The sequence below is a fragment of the Gordonia sp. HS-NH1 genome, from assembly GCF_001418765.1.
GTDB lineage: Bacteria > Actinomycetota > Actinomycetes > Mycobacteriales > Mycobacteriaceae > Gordonia.
The window spans coordinates 1-20,256 of record NZ_LIYC01000015.1; the positions used below are offsets into that span (position 1 = coordinate 1).

Sequence of the window (20,256 nt, forward strand, 5' to 3'; positions counted from 1 at the left end):
CACCACGCGACCAACCCTCGACCGTCGAGCGCATGGCGGCCGGCATCGGATCGAGCGCGGCGGTCGGCAGCGCCGGATCATCGGTTACCGCGTCCAGGACATCCGTCAGCGTGGCCGCGATCACCTCGGCGATCCCGTCACCGACGACGGCCAGATCGGCCTTGACCGTGAGACAGAGGTCGTCCCCCTCCGGCGCGGCGATGAGTGCCAACGGATAATGCGTGGCATCAGTCGTGCTCACGTCGCGGATCTCCAGACCCGAGGTCCGCGACCCCTCCACCACCGTGTCCACGTCCACGGGATACGACTCGAAGACCACGAGGGTGTCGAAGAGCCTCGAGTGTCCGGTGACCGCGGTGATGTCCCCGAGCCCGACGAACTGGTGGTCCAGCATCCGCGCCCGGGCGCGGTGCAGTTCACCGATGAGCCCGGCCAGCGTCTGACGCGGGTCGACGTCGGCGACCACCGGCACCGTGTTGATGAACAGGCCGATCATGCTGTCGGCACCGTCGAGGTCGGCGGGCCGCCCCGACACAGTCTCACCGAAGACGACTCGCTCCTCGCCGGTGAAGCGGGACAGCACGATCGACCACGCCGCGTGCAGCACCGTGCTCGTCGTCGTGCCCAGCCGGCGCACCGTCCGTTCCAGTGCCGTCCGCCGGTCCGCCGTGACCCGGACGGTCACCTCGTGGCGGCGGGGTTCGCGATCACCGCGGGGGTGCACCTGTGGACAGACCAGCGTCGGGCCGACGTCGGCGAGATGCTCGCGCCACGCGTCCAGCGCGGTCGTCCGGTCGCGACTCTCGAGCCATGCGAGGTAGGACTCGAAGTCGCGGGCGGGGGTGATCGCGGGCCGGCCGAGATGTGCCGCGAGCAGGTCGGCGACGAGGACCGGACCCGACCAGCCGTCCAGGATGATGTGGTGGGCCGTGATCACCAGCGTGAGAGCCGGGCCGGTCACCGTGTCGTGGGACACCGCCGAGAACCGGAGCAACGGCGGGGTGTCCAGTGCGAACGGGCGGCGCAGGTCCTCGGCGGCGATCTCCGCGATCCGCGCCGCAGCGTCGGCCACGCTCACATCGGTCAGATCGGCGCCGCGGAAGTCCGGTTCGGTGACCGCGGGATGGTCGGTCGGCGGCACGACCACCACCAGCCGGCCGGACGGCGTCCGGGTGAACCCCGAACGCAGGACGCGTTGCCGGGCCAGCAGTTCGCGGATCGCCGGCAGAATCGTGTCGACGGGATGATTGCCGTCGAACTCGATGATCGACTGCGTCACGTAGGGGTCGGCGCCCACGAGCCGCTCCGCCTCGTAGAACAGCCCGTGCTGCAGCGGGGTCGGGGGCCAGATCGCGTAGGGGGCGCGCGTACGTGGTGTCGCCGACCGCGCGGCGAGCACGTGGTCGATCTCCGCCTGATCGAGTCCGCCGATCACGTCGGTCTCACTGGGCCCCGGATCGCCCACGGCGTCCACATACGCCGCGAGCGACGACAGGGCCGTCGCCCATCGATCCGCGATGCCGGCCAGTGCCGACTCGTCGAGCAGACCTTCGGGCGCGGTGAGGTCCACCCGCAACTCGCGACCGTGTGCGGTCGCCGCCGCTGCGACCGTCACGGTGAGCGCGGCCAGGGCCGACATCTCGCCCCGCACCGACGGCGGAAGAGACGGCGCATCGGGGACCGGAACGAATTCCGTTGCGGTCGTCTCGGTTTCATCGAGGTTCGCACGATTATTCGGCCCGCTCGCTTCGCGCCCGGCGCCATGACCCAGAAGGCCCAGGTAGTTCACCGTGATCGGTGGGAGGGGCCGCGCCCGAAGCGGCGAGTCGGGACGTGACCAGCGCAGCGGTCCGAACGCGATGCCGTTGTCCGGCATGCGGGCCTGTATGTCCTTGAGCGCCTTCACCATCGTTGCCAGACGACGCCCCGGAGTGACGTCGTGGGTTTTCCCGACCGGGCCGGGCACACCTCCGGTCCACGCTGTCCCCGGGACATCGACACTCACCGGGACGAAGGAGGTGAACCACCCGACCGTCTCCGTCAGGTCGGCACCGGGTGCGATGCCCTCTTCGCGGCCGTGGTTCTCGATCATCATCGACACCGGACCCGACGCCGACTCCGGACCCCGGACCGCGAGCGCGACGGCGGCCGCCAGCACCGTGTCCGGGCGCGCGCGGAACGACTCGGTGACCGTGCCCAGCACCCGCTCGGCGAGAACGGGCTCGACGGTACGGGTCGCCGAGACCGTGGTGGCCAGGCGGTCCCGGACGCGGTCGACAGTCCACTCCGGAGGCGACGCGAGGGGCAACTGTCCTGACCACCAGTCGATCTCCGCGGTCCGGTCGGCGAGTTCGGCCAGCACGCCCGACCAGCGCCGGAACGAGGTACCCGATGTGGTGAGGGCCGGCGACTCCCCGTTGCGGTGCTGCCACCACGCGCGGCCCAGACCCGTCACGATGGTCGGCCACGACACGGCGTCGACGCCGAGATGGTGGGCCGCGACGACCAGTCGGCCGGTGCCGTCGGCGAAGCGGACACCGACTGCGGCGAGCAGGCGCCCGTCGGCGGGCGACAACGTTCCGAGAGCTCGCGCGTGGGCCGCCCGGACGGCGTCGTCCACCGCGGGTGCCGAGGTCGCCGTCCCGGTGCCCGTCCCGGGGATGTCGGAACGGTCGATGATCTCCACCGCGACGTCCCCCGGGTCGCCGCCGCCTGCCAGGACGCTCGGCGCACCACCGGCATCGATCCGCAACGACGCGGTGAGCATCGGGTGGGCCGCGGCGACGGCGGTCACCACCGCCCGCACCGCCGCATCGTCGGCCTCGGCGGGGAGTGTGAGCACAGTGCTCTGCGAGAAGTCCGCGAGCTCGTCCGGTTCGTCGGCGAGTTCGAGCATCCACCCCAGACCCGGGGTCATTCCGACCGGACCGACTGCGCCGCCGGGTAATTCGTCGAGCCCGGCGATCGACTCCGTCCGTGCCACTCGCGCGAGATCACGGATCGTCGACGCCGCGAACACATCGCGTGGTGTGAGGTGCAGTCCCGCGGCGCGCAGTACCGACGTGAGCCGGATGGATGCGATCGAGTCCCCGCCGAGTTCGAAGAACGAACGGGTCATCGGTATGTCCTCGAGCCCCAGCACCGAGGCGACGATCGCGGCAACCGTCTGCTCCGACTCACCGACGGGAGCGGCATCGGAGTCCTCGGCTGCCGACAACGGGTCGAATCGCGGCGCGGGCAGCGCCTTGCGGTCCAACTTGCCGGTACTGCCCAGCGGTGCCTCGGTCATCGGGACCCACAGAGTCGGCCGCATGTATGCCGGCAGCGACGCGGTCACCGCCTCCCGTGCGCGCGCGACGGAGTCGGCCCCGCCCGTTCCGCTGGTGTCCGGTCCGATGAGGTATCCCACCAGGTGATCCGACCCACCCGGGGCGCTCGCGACGGTGACCACGGCCTGCCGGACGCCGTCCACCTCGGCGAGGACCGCCTCGATCTCGCCGAGCTCGATCCGCTGACCGCGTAGTTTGACCTGGAAGTCGCTGCGCCCGAGATACTCCAGGTCTCCGGCGCGGTTGCGTCGGACGAGGTCGCCGGTGCGGTAGAGCCGGGCACCGCCGCCCGCGGGATCGGCGACGAAGCGTTCGGCGGTGAGATCGGGGCGGTCGGCATACCCGCGCGCGAGCTGGACGCCTCCCAGATACAACTCGCCGGTCACGCCGGCGGGCACCGGACGCAGCCGTCGGTCGAGGACGAGCGTCTGGGTGTTCCACACCGGTCGCCCGATCGGCACCATGTCGGCGTAGGGGTCCGGGGTCGCCGCGGTGACCTCGACGGCGGCTTCGGTGGGACCGAACAGGTTCGTGACGCGAACATGTGGGAGCACCGCGCGCGCCGCCCGCAGGGTCGCCGGCGGCAACGCCTCACCGGAACAGTAGAGGTGGCGGAGGGTCGGCAGGAGTGGGTGCGCGGCGTCCCGAATCTCATCCACGAAGACCGCGAGCAGTGACGGGACGAAGTGGACCGTGGTGATCTCCTCGGCGTCGATGAGACGGGCCATCGAGCGCGGATCGAGATGTGCGTCGTCGGGCGCGACGACCAGTCGGGCGCCGGTCAGCTGCGGGGTCAGCAGTTCGGGAACCGACACGTCGAAGGTGACGGGTGTCTTCAGCAGGATCGAGTCGTCCGGCCCGATCCCGAATTCGTCCACGCCCCACCGCAACCGGTTCACAACTGCGCGGTGGCTCACCGTGACGCCCTTCGGCCGGCCGGTCGAGCCCGAGGTGAAGATGGTGTAGGCCGCGTGCTCGGGTCGTAGCGTCGACCGGCGTTCGGCGTCGGCGACCGGGGCCGTGTCGAGGTCGACGGGGCTTCCGGCGTCCACCACGACGGTGCGGTCGACCACGTGTGCGGCCGGCGCCCGGTCGTCGCAGACCAGCGCGATCGTCGCGTGCGAGGTGTCGACCATGTACCGGGTGCGGTCGGTCGGGGCGTCGGGTGCCACCGGCATGTACTGTCCGCCGGCGGCGAGGACCGCGTGGATCGCGACGACCAGTTCGACCGACCGTGGCATGCACACCGCGACGCAGTCCTCGGGGCCGATCCCCAGATCGATGAGATCCCGGGCGAGAGTGGCCACCCGCGCGCCGAACTCGCGGTGGGTGAGCGTGCGCTCGCCACAGCGCACCGCGACCGCCTCCGGAGTTCGGACGTGGTCGGCGGCCGCGATCGCGCCCGGCACCGTGAGGTCTGCCGACCGCACCACGCGGCCGACCGAGAGTTGTTGTTGGGCAGCAGCTTCGGCCGTCGTGAGAATCGGGATGTCGGCGACCGGGAGATCGGTGTCGGCGGCGAGTGCGGTGAGTGCCGAGGACAACGCCGAGGAGATCATCTCCGCGGTCGCCTGGTCGAACAGCGCGGTGGCATAGGTGATCGAGCCGGCCACCCCGCCGTCGGCGGTCTCGCGGAAGCCGATGGAGAGGTCGAACTTGGCCGCGGTGTCCTCGAGTTCGACGAATTCGGCGTCGAGACCGTCGAGACCGTCGAGTGCGCCGAGCGACGGTTCGCCGGTCGTGGCGTGCACGAGCAGGACCTGCGCGAGCGGCTCCACGTTCTCGATGCGTCGCGGGTTCGCCGCGTCGATCACGCGCTCGAACGGGACGTCGGCGTTGTCGAACGCCGCGAGGTCGGCGTTCTTGACACGCTCGAGCAGTGCGCCGACGGTGAGATGCGGCTCGACGTCGACCGACAGGACGACGGTGTTGACGAACATGCCGATGAGCTGGTCGATCTCCTGGCGGCCGCGGCCGGCGACGGGTGTGGCCACCGCGATCCGGGTGGTCGACGTCAGACGCGCGAGCACCGCGGCGGTGGCCGTGTGCGCGACCATGAACAGGGTGGCGCGGCGCGCCGCGGCGCGCCGGCGCAGTCGCGCGACGGCCGCCGCCGGCAACGTCCACCGCACCGTGGCCGCCCGTCCGTCGGATACGGCGGGGCGGGGACGGTCGGTCGGCAGCGGGAGGACGTCGGGTAGGCCGGTCAGCCGCTCGGCCCAGAACCGCAGCTGTCGTGCCATCAGGGATTCGGGGTCCGCGGCGTCGCCGAGCCGACGTCGTTGCCACACGGCGTAATCCGCGTACTGGAACGGCAGGGCGGGCCAGTCCGGCGCCCGGCCCGATCGCCGGGACCGATAGGCCCGGGCGATCTCCGTCGCGAGCACCGGCGCCGACTCGCCGTCGGCGGCGATGTGGTGCAGCACGATGACCAGTACGTGTTCGGTCGCCGACACGGACACGATGCGAGCGCGCACCGGCAGGTCGGTCGTCACATCGAACGTGGCGGCCACCAGTTCGTGGATCTCCTGGTGGACGACTTCGTCGGAGGATGCGACGGCCCGGGGCGTGATCTCGGTGTGGCCGACCGTGATCCGCTCCGCCCAGTCGGTGGGTACGTGCGTCACGGGTTCGACACCGCCCGAGATGGCTCCGGCGCCGACCGCATCGTCGGATGACACCGTCGGGTAGATCGTGCGCAGCACCTCGTGCCGGTCGACGACGTCGAGGATCGCCGAGCGCATCGCGGGCACGTCGAGGTCGCCGCGCACGCGGACCACGATCGGGATCACGTAGGCGGTCGAGTCCGGATCGAACTGGTTGAGGAACCACATCCGGCGCTGCGCGTACGACAGGGGCACCGGGTCGGGCCTGCGGACCGCCTCGAGTGCCGGCAGGTCGCCGCCGCGGCCGTGTGTGCCGGCGTCGACGGCAGCGGCCAGCGCGCGCACGGTCGGGGTCTCGAACAGCGCGCGCACCGGGATCTCCACGCCGGAAGCGACACCCAGGCGTGCCACGACCCGGGTCGCCGACAGCGACGTGCCTCCGAGTGCGAAGAAGGACGCCTCGGCCGACACCTCTTCCGCGGGGTCGAGTCCCAGTACCTGGGCGTAGACGGCCGCGACCGTCTGCTCGGTCTCCGTCTCCGGCGAGACGTGGACGTCGCCGCCGAAACGCGGCGTGGGCAGCGCCCCGGTGTCGAGCTTTCCGGTGGCCGTCAGCGGGATCTCGCCGATCGGCACGATGACGGCGGGCATCATGTGGGCGGGTAGTCGACGGGCCGCGTGGGCGGCCACGTCGTCGGTGTCGGGTGCCACACCGGCGACGCCGTGCACCCAGGACACCAGGACCGTCTCGCCCGATGTCGGGTGCTCGATGCCGGCGGTCGTCGAGAAGTCCACCGCGTGATGCTCCCCGAGGACGGCGTCGATCTCGCCGAGCTCGATCCGGAACCCACGGATCTTGACCTGGAAGTCGGTGCGGCCCAAGAAGTCCAGTGACCACCGACCGTTCCGTCGGCGCCACCGGACGATGTCCCCGGTGCGGTACATGCGCTCCCCCGGCGCGCCGGACGCGGTGGTCGGGAACGGGGCGGCGACGAACCGTTCGGCGGTCAGCGCCGCTTGGCCGACGTAGCCGGCCGCGAGCGCGGGACCGGCCAGATACAGCTCGCCGGTCACGCCTGCCGGGACGGGATGAAGTCGCGGGTCGAGCACCGCGGCGGTGATCCCGGCGATCGGACCGCCGATGGTGACCGCCGAATCCGGACGCATCGGCCCCGACGAGGTGGCCCAGATGGTGGCCTCGGTGGGGCCATAGAGGTTTCGCATCGAGCGTCCGGGTGACCAGGTCCGGACCAGTTCGGGCGAACAGACGTCACCGGCGACGGAGATGACCTCGAGATCCGGGAATCCCGCCGCGCGCGTGCCCGATCCCGGATCGTCGGATCCCGGCTCGGAGAGCCCATCGGACACCGGCTCGGAGAGCGCATCGGACACGGTGGCCAGTGCGGTCGGGGTGATCGTCGCGTGCGTGACGCGTTCCCGGCGCAGGGTCGCCGCGAGCTCGACGCCGCCGGTCACCCCGTCCGGTACCACCACCATCGTCGACGCGGCTGCCACCGCGACCAGTGTCTCGAAGACAGCGGCGTCGAAACCCGGTGCGGCGAAGCGGAGTACGCGGGCCGCGGGCGTGAGGTCGAATCTGACGCGGGCGTCGGCGACCAGGTCGGCCAGCCCACGGTGTGTGACCGCGACCCCTTTCGGCCGTCCCGTCGACCCGGAGGTGAAGATGACGTAGGCGATCTCATCGGTTCGCGGGTGTCGGGCGGCCGTCTCGACGCCTGTCTCGCCGCTCCCGGTCACGTCGTCACAAGTGTGGTTGTCGGCGACGACCCACTCCACCGCGGGCTCCAGTCCGGCGACCACAGCGGCCGAGGCGACCCCGAGACGTGAGTCGACGGTGTCCAGCATGTGTCGCAGACGCTCGCCCGGCAGGGCGGGGTCGACGGGCGCCACGGCTGCGCCCGTGCGTGCGACGGCCCAGAACCCCACCGTGCCCTCGAGCGATCTCGGGATGGCCAAGGCGATGACGGACCCCGGCCCGGCACCACGGGCGCCGAGCACACCGGCCAGCCGCCGGGTCCGGACGTCGAGCTCGGCGTAGGTCAGATGCCGCCCGTTCTCGGTGACCGCGATGCCGTCGGGGTTGGCGGAGATCGCCGCGTCCAGCAGGTCGGCCAAGGTCGCCCTCGACGACGCGATTCCCGGGGATGCGACCACCGAGCCCGAGTCGTCGTCGCCGGTGGGCAGGTCGCCGACCGGCGTGTGTGGGTCGACCGCGACCGCTCGCGCGATGGTGACCATCCGACGAAGGAACGCGTCCACGGTGTCGGCGTCGAACAACGCGGTGGCGTAGGTCGCGATCACGCGGGTGTCGGCGTCGGCGGGGCGGCCCGGCTCATCGAGGACGGTGACCTGCAGGTCGACCTTGGCCGTGGTGACCGGGGCCTCGATCTCGGCGACGACGAGACCTGGCAACTCGACCTCGGGCCGGGAGGCGTTCTGGAACGCGAGGGCAACCTGGACAAGGGGTGGATGTGCGGTGTTGCGTCCTGCGACGACCTCGTCGACCACGGTCTCGAACGGGAGATCGGCGTGATCGAGTGCGGCCACGTCGATGTCGCGGATGTCGTCCAGGAGATCGGCGAAAGCGGCGTCGCGACGCACCCGGCTTCGCAACGCCAGCGTGTTGACGAACATCCCGATCAGTGCGTCCAGATCGCGCTCGCCTCGCCCGGCCACCGGAGTCCCGATGACGACGTCCTCGTCCGCGCCGGACCTGACGAGAGTGACCGCGAGCAGTGCGTGGACGACCATGAACATCGTCGCCCCGTGCCGTCCGGCTAGCTCTCTCAACGCGTTCCAGGTGGCCGCGTCGAACACCGAGGACAGTTCGGCCCCGGTGTCGTCGCGGACCGGGGCACGCGGTCGGTCCACCGGGAGTTCGACGAGTTCCGGTGCACCCGCGAGGCGGGTCCGCCAATAGTCGAGCTGGCGTGCGGCGAGGGACGTGGGATCGGCGGCGTCCCCGAGCTTGTCGTGCTGCCACACCGCGTAGTCGACGTAGTGGACCGGCAGCGGCGCCCAGCCGGGTTCCCGGCCGGCCTGACGCGCTTCGTAGGCGGCCATGAAGTCGGTGACCATCGGCGCGACCGAACCGCCGTCGCTGATGATGTGGTGCACCACCAGGACCAGGATCGCGTCGTCGTCGGCGACGCGGAGCAGACGCGCCCGGACCGGCGCGGCGGTCTCGAGATCGAAACCACGAGTGGTGATCTCGGCGATGGTGGCCGAGAGATCGGCCTCGTCCGCGCCGCGCATGTCGATCGGGGGCGCCACCCGGACGTCGTGCCGGGGGTCGCCGGCCGAGGCGATCACCTGTTCGGGAACACCGTCCACCGACACGAATCGCGTGCGCAGGACCTCGTGGCGCGCAAGCAGATCCTCGAGTGCGGCAGCGACGACCGCCGGGTCCGGGGCCCGGTGACCGCCGTCGCGACTCGGCGTCGGCGCGGCGCTCAGGCGGAGGACCGCCGGGATCAGATAGCCGGCGCCGCCCGGGTCGAGCGTCTCCAGGAACCAGATGCGACGCTGCGCGGGCGACAACGGCAGCACGCCGTCGCGGTCGACCCGGCGCAGGGGCACATGCCGCGCGGGGACGCCCGTCCGATCAGGGTCCCCGCCGTCCTGCCCGTCGATGATCGATGCCAGACCTCGAACGGTGGGGTCGGCGAACACGGCACGCGCGGAGACGGTGGTGTCGAATCGCTCGGCTGCCCGGGCAGCCACCCGCGTCACGGTGAGCGAGTTGCCGCCGAGATCGAACAGCGACGTGGTGACCCCGACGTCGCCGACACCCAGGATCTCGGCGACGATCGCGGCCAGCGCCGTCTCGGTGGCGGTGGCGGGCGGTTCGGCGACCGCCGGCGAGTTCCCGGACACCACCGGGTCGGGCAGGGCGCCGCGATCGAGCTTGCCGTTCACGGTGAGCGGGAGCCGCGGGAGCCAGACGTATCGCGTCGGCACCATGTAGTCGGGCACCGCGGTCGCCAGGAGTGTGCGAATCTCGTTCGCCGCCAGGCCGACCCCGTCGGTGGCGACCGGATCACCGACCCCGTCGGTGGCGACGAGGTAACCGACGAGATGCTCGGTGTCGCCGAGGGTGCGGATGTCCGCTCCCGCGGCGTCGACACCGGCGAGCCCCGACATGGCCGACTCCACCTCGCCGAGCTCGATGCGGAAGCCGCGGAGCTTCACCTGGCCATCGCGTCGTCCCACGAATTCGATGGACCCGTTACGGGACACCCCGACGTCGCCGGTGCGATACATCCGGCTGCCCGGCGGACCGAACGGGTCGGCCACGTACCGGGTGGACGTCTGACCGTGCCGGTTCAGGAACCCGCGGGTGACCTGCGCACCCGAGACGTACAGTTCACCGGGCACCCCGTCGGGCACGCGTGCCAGCCGGCCGTCGAGCACGTGTACACGCGAACCGAGCAGTGAGGTCCCGATGTCGGAGGCGGTCGCCTCGTCGACGAAGGCGCGCGTCAGTTCGCGGCGGGTCATGTAGACGGTCGTCTCGGTCGGACCGTACATGTTGTTGAGTTGCGGACCCGCGACGTCGGCGCCCGAACGGGTCGCCGACCCGTCTGTCTCCCGGTCCGACTGCCACTTCCGGACCTGCTCGTAGTCGAGCAGCTCTCCCGAGAAATGCACTCGCCGAACGGAGTCGGGCAACCGGCGGCCGTGGGGCGGCCGGACGGCCGCGGCGAACTGATAGAACGACGACGGGGTGAAGTTGACGATCGTCACCCCGTGCCGGTCGAAGGCCTCGACCACGTCGTCGGGGGCGCGTGTGGTCGCGTGATCGAGCACGAGCAGGCGCCCGCCCGCGCGCAGGGCAGCCCAGATCTCACCCACCGACACGTCGAATGCGTAGGAGTGGAACAGCGACCACACGTCGTCGGGCGTGCTCTCCACGACGGCGTCGAGTGCCGTCAGCAGCGCCACCACGTTGTCGTGGGTGACGACGACACCCTTGGGTCGCCCGGTGGACCCGGAGGTGTACATCACGTAGGCGCTCGTATGCGCGCCCACGTGTTCCGGCAGCGGCGGGGGCGGCGTGCCGTCGGCGGCGATCTCGTACTGCGCCGTCAAGTCCTGCGGAGTGCACAGCGGCACGTCCATCTCGGCCCAGGCCTCGACGGTCTCGGCCTCGGCCAGGACGACGACAGGTGACGCGTCCTCGACGATGCCGGTCAGGCGCGCGACCGGATGGGTGCGATCGAGGGGCAGATAGGCGGCGCCGGTCTTGAGGACCGCCACCAACACCACGACGAGGTCGACCGACCGCGGCAGCGCGACGCCGACGAGGGTCTCCGGTCCCGCGCCGCGGGCAACGAGGGCGTGGGCCATCTGTTCCGATCGCCCGTCGAGGTCACGGTAGGTGAGCGTCGCGCCGTCGAGGTCGGTGATGGCGACGGCGTCGGCACGGCGGCGTGCGGCGATCCGGAAGAGTCCCGGCAGCGACTCGCGGTCGCCGGCGCCGAGTACCTCGGCGAAGCGCCGATCGAGTTCTTCGACGATCTCGGTGGCAGCCGCAGCGAGCTGCGACCCACTCAGCCCTGCGCGCGGCATCAACGCCGTCACCGTCGCACGCAGCGCGGCGTCGGACGCGACGCCGCGCTCGGCCAGGGTGATGGCCGACGCCGACACCCGTCGATGGAGGGCGCGGAAGGACACCGGCCCCGCCGCACCGGTCATGGCCTGGTCGTCGCCCGCGTGGGTGGCGGCGAGCGCGAGTGACCGTAGCGCCGAGGGGCGGTGCGGCGACGATGGGGCGGGCACCGTCGAGGCGCGGGGAATCGAGGCGTCCGACGTCACGCGGGTCCCACACGATTTCGCGGGACCGCACCCGTTCCGGAATCGGTGTCGAGATGCAACACGGCCTCGGCGGCGGTTCGTACACTCTCGAAGACGTCGTCGATGGACCGGTCGGCATCGGCGAGAAGAGTTGCCACGGCGATGGTCAGCGCCTCCGCCGGATCGTCGTCGGGAACCGAGATCGACATCGCGACAGCCGTCGCCTCGAGGTCGGCGAAGGTCACCGTCGGCGCCCCCGCGACGCCGATGACGGTGTCGGGCGCGACCGCCGCGACCGCCGACACGATGTCGTGCAGCGGCCGCGCGTCCTCGGTTCCCCGGTGGTCCGCGGCGGTCCCCTCCTCCCAGAGCGCGAGATCCCCGACCGCGGTGTCCGGCCGTGTCACGATGTCGGCCAGCAGGTTTCGGTACCGATCGGCGAACAAGGCCACGGTGTCGGGGTCGAACAGATCGGTGTCGAAGGCGATCTGCCCGCCCAGGGCCCCGTTCCGGTCGACGCCGTCGGGGTCACCCGGGTAGAGCATGACCTCGAGATCGACCTTGGCGGGGAACGACGAGGGCAGCCGCGGGCGGACGTGCAGGCCGTCGAGTTCGACGTCCGGGAATTCGAGGTTCTGGTAGGCGATCATCACCGAGAACAGCGGATTGCGGCGTCCGCGACGGACCGACCCGCGGTCGGCGCGGGCGAGGTGATCGACGATCTCGTCGAAGGACACGTCGGTGTGCCCCAGGTCGGCGAAATCGTCGGTGTGTACGCGTCGCAACAGGTCCGCGAACGGCTCGTCGAGGAGCAGCTGCGTACGCAGTGGCACCGTGGTGGCGAGCATTCCCACCATGTCGGTCAGGGCGGGATCGTCCCGGCCGGCGAACGGCGTGCCGATGACGACGTCGTCGCTGCCCGCCAGTCGTCCGATCAGGACGGCGAGCGCCGCATGCAGGACGGCGAACTGGGTCGTGTTACCCACCCGCGCCATCTGTCGGATCATCGTCGCGGTCGACGACGGGATGTGGAGATCGACGACGCCACCGAGGTGACGCGGCTCGACGGGCCGCGGACGGTCCGTCGGGATCGTCGCCGGCTCCCCCACCCGGTCGAGACGCCGTCCCCAGTACTCGAGTTGACGCTGTCGTTCGGTGACTCCGTCGGGTCGGGTGGTCTGGAGGCGCTCAGCATGCCAGATCGCGTAGTCCGCGAACTGCACTCGCTGCCCGGCGGCACTGCGCGGTCCTGGCTTGCCCGCGATCCGGGCGGCGTAGAACTCGGCGAGGTCCCGAGCGAGCGGGCCGAGCGATCCACCGTCGGCGTTGATGTGGTGCACGACGAACACCAGCACGTGTCGGTCGGCGCTCAGTCGCAGGATCGTCGCACGGACGGCCGGCGGTCCGGTCAGATCGAAACCGGCGTCGACGACCCCGGCCACCTCGGCGGCCACCCGGTCCCCGGAGGTGGTCTCGAGCCGGTCCCCGGCGAGATCGACCAGCGGAATCCGCAACACGTGCACGGCATCCGCGGCGGGGATGATCAGTTGTACCGGCGCACCGTCGTGCAGCGGATAGCGGGTCCGCAGCGACTCGTGGCGGGCGACGAGATCGCCCACCGCGCCGGTGAGGGCGGGGACGTCCAATCGGCCGTCGAGTTCCAGGGTCAGGCCGACGTTGTACGCGGGTGACGTCGGATCGGTCTGGTTGATGGACCACAGCCCGCGTTGGACCCCGGTGAGGTCGACGACGTGGGTGCGTTCGCGCGGTGTCAGCATGCGCCCGGCCACCGCCTGGTCGGCCGTCGCCACCGCGGCCACGAAATCCGCCACGGTGGGATTCTCGAAGAGCAGCGACATCGGTACGCGGCGTCCGATGTGCTGTTCGACGCGATAGGCGACCTTGGTCGCCGACAGCGAGCTGCCGCCGAGTTCGAAGAACCCGTCGTGAACGCTGACCTGTCGCACCCCGAGCACGTCGGCGAAGATCTGGGCCACGATGCCTTCGAGCCGGCTGCGGGGCGCGACATACTCACGTGCGGGCGAGATCTCCACCGCGGGCAGAGCGCGGCGGTCGACCTTGCCTGTGCGGGTCATCGGCAGCTCGTCGAGCACCACCACGGTGTGCGGCACGAGGTGTGCGGGCAGACGGGCGGCAGCGTGGTCGAGGATGTGCTCGGGTGCCGGCACTTGATCGGCCGGAGCGGTCACGTACGACACCAGGACCGTCTCCCCCGCCGGCGTCGATGTGCCGACGGTGACCGCGCTCTCTACGTCGGGATGGCTCGCGAGAACCCCGTCGACCTCACCGGGTTCGACCCGCATCCCGCGGATCTTGATCTGGAAGTCGTTGCGGCCGTGATAGACGATGTCACCGGACGGCGTCCTCGTGACGAGGTCGCCGGTGCGATACATCCGGCCCCCGACGTCGAACGGATCGGCGACGAACCGGGCCGCCGTCAATCCGGGACGACCGTGATAGCCGCGCCCGAGCGCCCGTCCGGACAGATACAGCTCACCCAGGACACCGTTCGGAACCGGGCGAAGACCCCCGTCGAGGATCTTGACGCCGACTCCGGAGATCGGACCGCCGATCGTGACCGGCTCCGCCGGCCGCAGGGGCGCGGAGGCGGTGGCCCAGATGGTGGTCTCGCTGGGGCCGTACAGATTCAGCAGCGGGCGACCCGCCGAGTCCCATTTGGCGACCAGCTCCGGCGGGCAGGCCTCACCCGCCACCATCACGACCGAGAGTTCGGGCACCGCTGCGGGATCGAGGGTGGCGAGCGCGGTGGGCGTCATGATCGTGTGCGTGACCCGATGCCGGGCGATGACGTTCTCGAGTTCGGGTCCGGCGAACACATCGGGTGGGCTGATCACCAGCTGGGCCCCCGAACACACCGCGAACACGATCTCCCAGACCGCCACATCGAATCCCGGTGCGGCGACGTGCAGTATGCGCGAATCCGGGGCCGCACCCAGCCGGTGCTGTTGTTCGGCGACCAGCTCGGCGAACCCGGCGTGTGTCAATGTGGCGGCCTTCGGCCGACCGGTGGACCCAGAGGTGAACTGGAGATATGCGACGTCGTCGAGGGAGATCGGCCGGACCCTCTCGGCATCGGCCACCGGGTGCGTCGGCCGACCCGCGATGCCCAGATCGACCTCGAGGTCGTCGAGGACGAGCTGTGCGACCGTGGAACGGGTCTCCGATGACCCGCTACCGGGTGTAATGCCCTCATCCGTGGCGGCCGAATCCGTCGTGATCAGCAGCACCGCCCCGCTGTCGGCGAGCATCGCGGCTCGGCGCGCGACGGGCAGACGGGGGTCGATCATCACGAAGGCGGCTCCGCTCGCGGCCACCCCCAGCACGGCCAGGACGGACCGGTGTGATCGCGGAATGCTCACGGCGACGACGTCACCCGGACCGATGCCACGCTCGATCAGGACGCGGGCGATCTGATGGGTGGTGGTCGCGACTTCCGACCAGCGCAACGCACTGTCGCCGACGAGGGCCGGTGCGCCGGGGTCCGCGCGGGCGAGGCCGCGCGCCAGCAGACCGGCGAGTGTCTGTTCCGCACGCGCGCCCCGGGCCGGCGACGCCAGGAGGCGCGTCTCGTCCGGCCGCAACAGGTCGATCGAACCGATCGTCCGCGACGATCCGCGCACCATCTGCTGCAGGACGAACTCCAGCCGTCCCGCCATCTCCCGCACCGTGGTGGCGTCGAAGAGATCGGTGGCATAGGCGAATTCGACGTCGTAGCGGTCGGTGTGATCGGTCACCGAGACGGTCACGTCATACTTCGCCGACGGCACCCGCGCATCGAGAACCTCCGCGGACCCGGTCCAGCGCGCGAGCTCGGCCAGCTGGTCGGGCTGCACCGTCAGCGCGACCTGGAACAGCGGCGAGTGCGCCGGAGACCGATGCGGCGCGACCGCGTCCACCACGCGCTCGAACGGGACGTCGGCGCAACTCATCGCGCGGGCGCAGCGGCGATGCGCGGCGGTGACGAACTCGGCGACGGTGTCCCCCGGATGCAGCGTCGTGCGCAGGACGACGGTGTTGACGAACATGCCGACCAGGTCGGCGACCTCCGGGTCGTCGCGACCGGCGACAGCGGTGCCGATACTCACGTCGTCGGTGGCGGCCAGCCGGCCCAGCGTGATCGCCAGGGCCGACTGGAACACCGCGAACGGGGTGGCCGACAACGACATCGCAAGCCGCCGGATCCCGGCGGTAAGATCGGGGCCGAGCACTATGTCCACGTGGGCCCCACCACTCGACATCACCCGCGGCCGCGGCCGGTCGGTGGGCAACTGCAACAGATCCGGCGCCCCACGCAACTCCGCACGCCAGAACTCCAGCCCCTCGACCAGGAACGGCGACGGCGACTCCGGTGTACCGAGGGTCTCGGCACGCTCGACGGCGACATCCGCGTACTGCATCGGCAACGGCGGGAAATCCGGCTCCTCGCCCGCGCGCCGACAGTCGTAGGCGGTCATCAGATCGCGCAGCAGCGGCCGGAGCGACTGCCCATCGGCCGCGATGTGGTGCAGGACCAGCACGATGGCGTCGCCGTCGGGATGACCCGTCACCAGCCGGTAGCGGAACGGGATCTGCTCGGCGAGGTCGAATCCCACGTCCGTGATCGCGGAGATCGCGGCTGCGAGGTCCCTCCCGTCGACACCCGTCCCGCTCGCTCCGCTCCCGAGGAGATCGGCGGCCACCTTCGGGTCCAGGATCAGCTGCTCCGGTTCCCCGTCCACGACGGGGAACACCGTGCGCAGGATCTCGTGTCGGTTCACGACATCCAGGACGGCCCGATGCAGCACGTCGGCGTCGACCGGATGCGTCAGGCGCAGCGCCCCGGACATGTTGTAGGTCGAGTCGGCCGGCGACATCCGGTTGATGAACCACAGTCGGGTCTGCGCCTGCGACAGCGGAATTCGTGCCGGACGCAGCGGACGTGACGGGCGTGAGGTGGCCTGGCCGGACTCCGGGATCGCCACCGCACGCGAGGCGAGATCGGCGAGATCGACCGCCTCGAAGACATCGGTCAGCGCGATCCCGAGCCCGTGATCGACGCGTGCGCGGGACACCATCCGGGCGGCAAGCAGCGAGTCGGAACCCAACGCGAACAAGTTGTCCGAGACGCTGACCCCGTCGCGGTCGAGCCCCTCCTCCACGAGCGCCACGATCGCCCGCTCGGCAGGCGTGTGCGGTGGCCGGAAACTCGTTGCGACGGAACCGAGTTCCGGCGCCGGAAGGGCGCGCTGGTCCAGTTTTCCCGATCTGGTGGTGGGAAACGAATCGAGCACGACCACCCCGTGGGGCACCATGTGGCCGGGAAGCCGACGGCGGCAGTGTGCGCGCACGACCTCGGCATCCACCACACCGCCGACATCCCCGAGGCCGTTGGCAGCGTGGGAGTCGTTGCCCGCCAACTGATCCCCGCGAGCGCGGATATAGGCCACCAGGACCGGCGCGGGTCCGAGGTCGCGGCGTGCGACGACCGCCACCGCGTCGATGCCCGGTATCGCGGCGATCACCGCCTCGACCTCGCCGGGTTCCACACGCTGACCCCGGATCTTGATCTGTTGATCGGTCCGCCCCAGATACTCCAGCTCTCCGTCGCCGGTCCACCGGACCAGGTCACCGGTGCGGTACATCCGAGCACCCGCGAGGCCCTGTGGATCGGCCACGAACCTGGTCGACGTCTGACCCGGTGCGCCGACATAACAGTTCGCCAGTTGATCCCCCACCAGGTGCAACTCGCCGGCGACTCCGACCGGGACCGGACGCAGACGGCCGTCGAGGACCCGCACCACCGTGCCCGGCACCGGCCGACCGATCGGAACGACGACCCCATCGGTCGTGATCCGCTGGGCGGTCACGTCGATCGCGGCCTCGGTCGGTCCGTACAGATTCACGAGTCCGGCGCGGCTGGTCGACCGCACGCGCTGGGCGAGCCGGGCAGGCAACGCCTCCCCGGAGGTGAACAACCAGCGCACATGATCGGGCAACGAGATCCGTTCGTGCGCTGCGTCGCGCGGGCCGGAATCGCCGATCACCCGGCGCCCGTCGGCCTCCGGACCGGCAGGGTCCCGTCCGAGCACCACGTCGAGGTATGCGTCGAGCATGGACGGCACGAAGTGCAGGACGGTGACGCGGGAACGCTCGATGAGGTCGCGGAGATAGTCGGGGTCGCGGTGCCCGCCCGGCGCCGCGATCACCATCCGCGCCCCGACGCGCAACGGCCACAGCAACTCCCAGACCGACACATCGAAGGTCGCCGGTGTCTTGTACAGCACGGCATCCCCGGCGGTGATCGGGTGATCATGCTGCATCCACGCGAGGCGCTGCTCTATCGCCCGGTGACCGACCTCGACGCCCTTGGGAGTCCCGGTCGACCCCGAGGTGAAGATGACATAGGCCGCCAAACCCGCCGGCGCCTGCCGATCTCGGTGCGGCGGTGCGGCCGGAACAGGGTCCGGTGAGACGAGGTCGGCGTGGAGGTCGGCGACGAACCGCGCGTCGACGACCAGACCCGGATCCACCGCGGCGGTGATCGCCCGTCGACGCTCCTCCGGTTCGGCGGGATCGACAGGCACATAGGCCGCACCCAGCCCGATCGCGGCGTAGACGGCGCACACCTGCTCGATCGACCGGTCCAGCGCCACGACGACCCGATCACCACGGCGCACGCCCAGACTCGCGAACCGATCCGCGAATCTCGCGGAGGCCCACGCGAACTCGCGATATGTGAGGGTGGTGTCGCCGAAGGTCACCGCGGGTGCGTCCGGCGTCGAAGCGACCTGGCGATCGAAGGCGTCCAGGACGTGTTCACCGTCCACGCCGACGGCCGGTCCGCCGGACCCCAGGTCGTCCAGCGTCGCCGACTCCCCGACCATCAGGAGGTCGAGGTCTGCGACGGGCCGGTTCGGCCCGGCCACGAACTGTGTGAGCAGGTTCAGCAGGCGTTCCCGGTGCAGGTTCAGTTCGGCCGACTCGTACAGGGCGGGGTTCGCGTGCAGGCCCACTTCCAGCGGCGCGTCCGGACCGGCCGCGAAGACGTTCATCACGAGGTCCTCGACCATCCCGGCGGACAACATGTGATAGCGCACCCGGGCGCCGTCGATGACGATCGGCTTGTCGAACAGCAGCAGGTTGACCAGTGGCCCGAATGTCGTGCCGAGGGTGTCGCCGAAACCGGCTGCCGCCCTGATGTCCTCGGACCGGTAGCGCTGATGGCGGAGACCCGCGGTGATCTCCGCGGTCACGGCCGAGACGACGTCGGCACACGTCGCCGAGGCGATTCCGTCCACCCGCAGGGGCAGCATGTTCGAGACCATCCCGGCCGAGTGCCGGATCCGCGCCGTCGTACGCGCGGTCACCGGCAGGCTGAGGACGATGTCGTCGCTTCCGGACATACGGGCGAGGAATGCGGCGAATGCGGCGGTGAGGATCGCGGCAACCGAGGCGTCGAGGTCCCGGGCACACCGACGCAGTGCCTCGTCCAGCTCGGGGCCGAGCATTCCAGCGGAGACGATCGTCTCGTTGCAGACGCCCGTCGTCGCGGGATGGGCCGCCAGGGTGACCCGCTCGGGGAGTCCGGCGGCGCGTTCGCGCCAGAACTCGCGGTCCTTCTCGAACCTGGTGCTCTCGCGGTACGCGGCGTCGTCGGCGACGACCTCGGCGACGCTGGCACGCCGCACCGGACGGCGACCGGTCCCTGACGATGCCATGTTGCCGGGATCGTCGCCGCCGGGCTCACGATGCCGGTTGTACCGAGCCACCGCCTCGTGGAGGCACATCAGCGCGCCGTACCCGTCGAACGCGATGTGGTGCCCGCGCATGTACCAGTACGTGCGATCGTCGGCGATCCGGATGAAGGCGGCGACGGCGACCGGGTCGGCGAGCAGGTCCACAGTCCGCTGATGGTCAGCGCGCATCCAGTCCTCGGCCGCCGCTTCGGGATCCGGATCGGACCGCAGGTCGACGTCGACGACGTCGAACGGAACGGAGAAGTCGATGTACTGCTGGGGCGTGCCGTCGACCTCGATCACGCGGGTGTACGCCGTCTGGAGGTCACGCGCCGCTTCGAGAACGCCACGACGGAACAAGTCCCGATCGAACGGGCGCCCGTCGTCGACGATGTCGAGGTAGTGCGCGACCGTGACCGAGTGGTCGTCGACGAGGTTCTCGGCAAACCACATCGCACGTTGCGCCGCGGTCGACCCAGCAGGTCCGCCCCTCGAGGCGCTCGGGGTGTCCCCGGGCGCCTGTGCCCCCCAGTCCCATCTCGGTGGGACGCAGTGTCATCCATGCCTCGTCCGACGTCGGTTTCGCCGATTGGGTCGCTCGACGAAGACGCCCCCGCGTCCCCCCGCAGCGATCGTCGAACAGCAACGAATCATACGCGGTACATCGCATCGGCTTCCGAAAGTGATACATCCCGCATCTTCGGGTGGTTCGTGAGAACAAAAGAAGTCGAAAGCATATGTGACAGA

At 70.7% G+C, this 20,256-nt stretch carries 2 protein-coding genes; both read right to left on the reverse strand.

Annotated features, from left to right (window positions below):
- Positions 1 to 11,773: non-ribosomal peptide synthetase (locus tag AMD30_RS24555; protein ID WP_084817253.1), on the reverse strand; the 11,773-nt coding region annotated here is incomplete at its 3' end.
- On the reverse strand, positions 11,770 to 19,962 hold the full coding sequence (locus AMD30_RS12385; RefSeq protein ID WP_055475847.1) for an amino acid adenylation domain-containing protein: 8,193 nt from the start codon (positions 19,960 to 19,962) through the stop codon (positions 11,770 to 11,772). The genes AMD30_RS24555 and AMD30_RS12385, both read right to left, overlap by 4 nt.
- Positions 19,963 to 20,256: the final 294 nt, after the last annotated feature.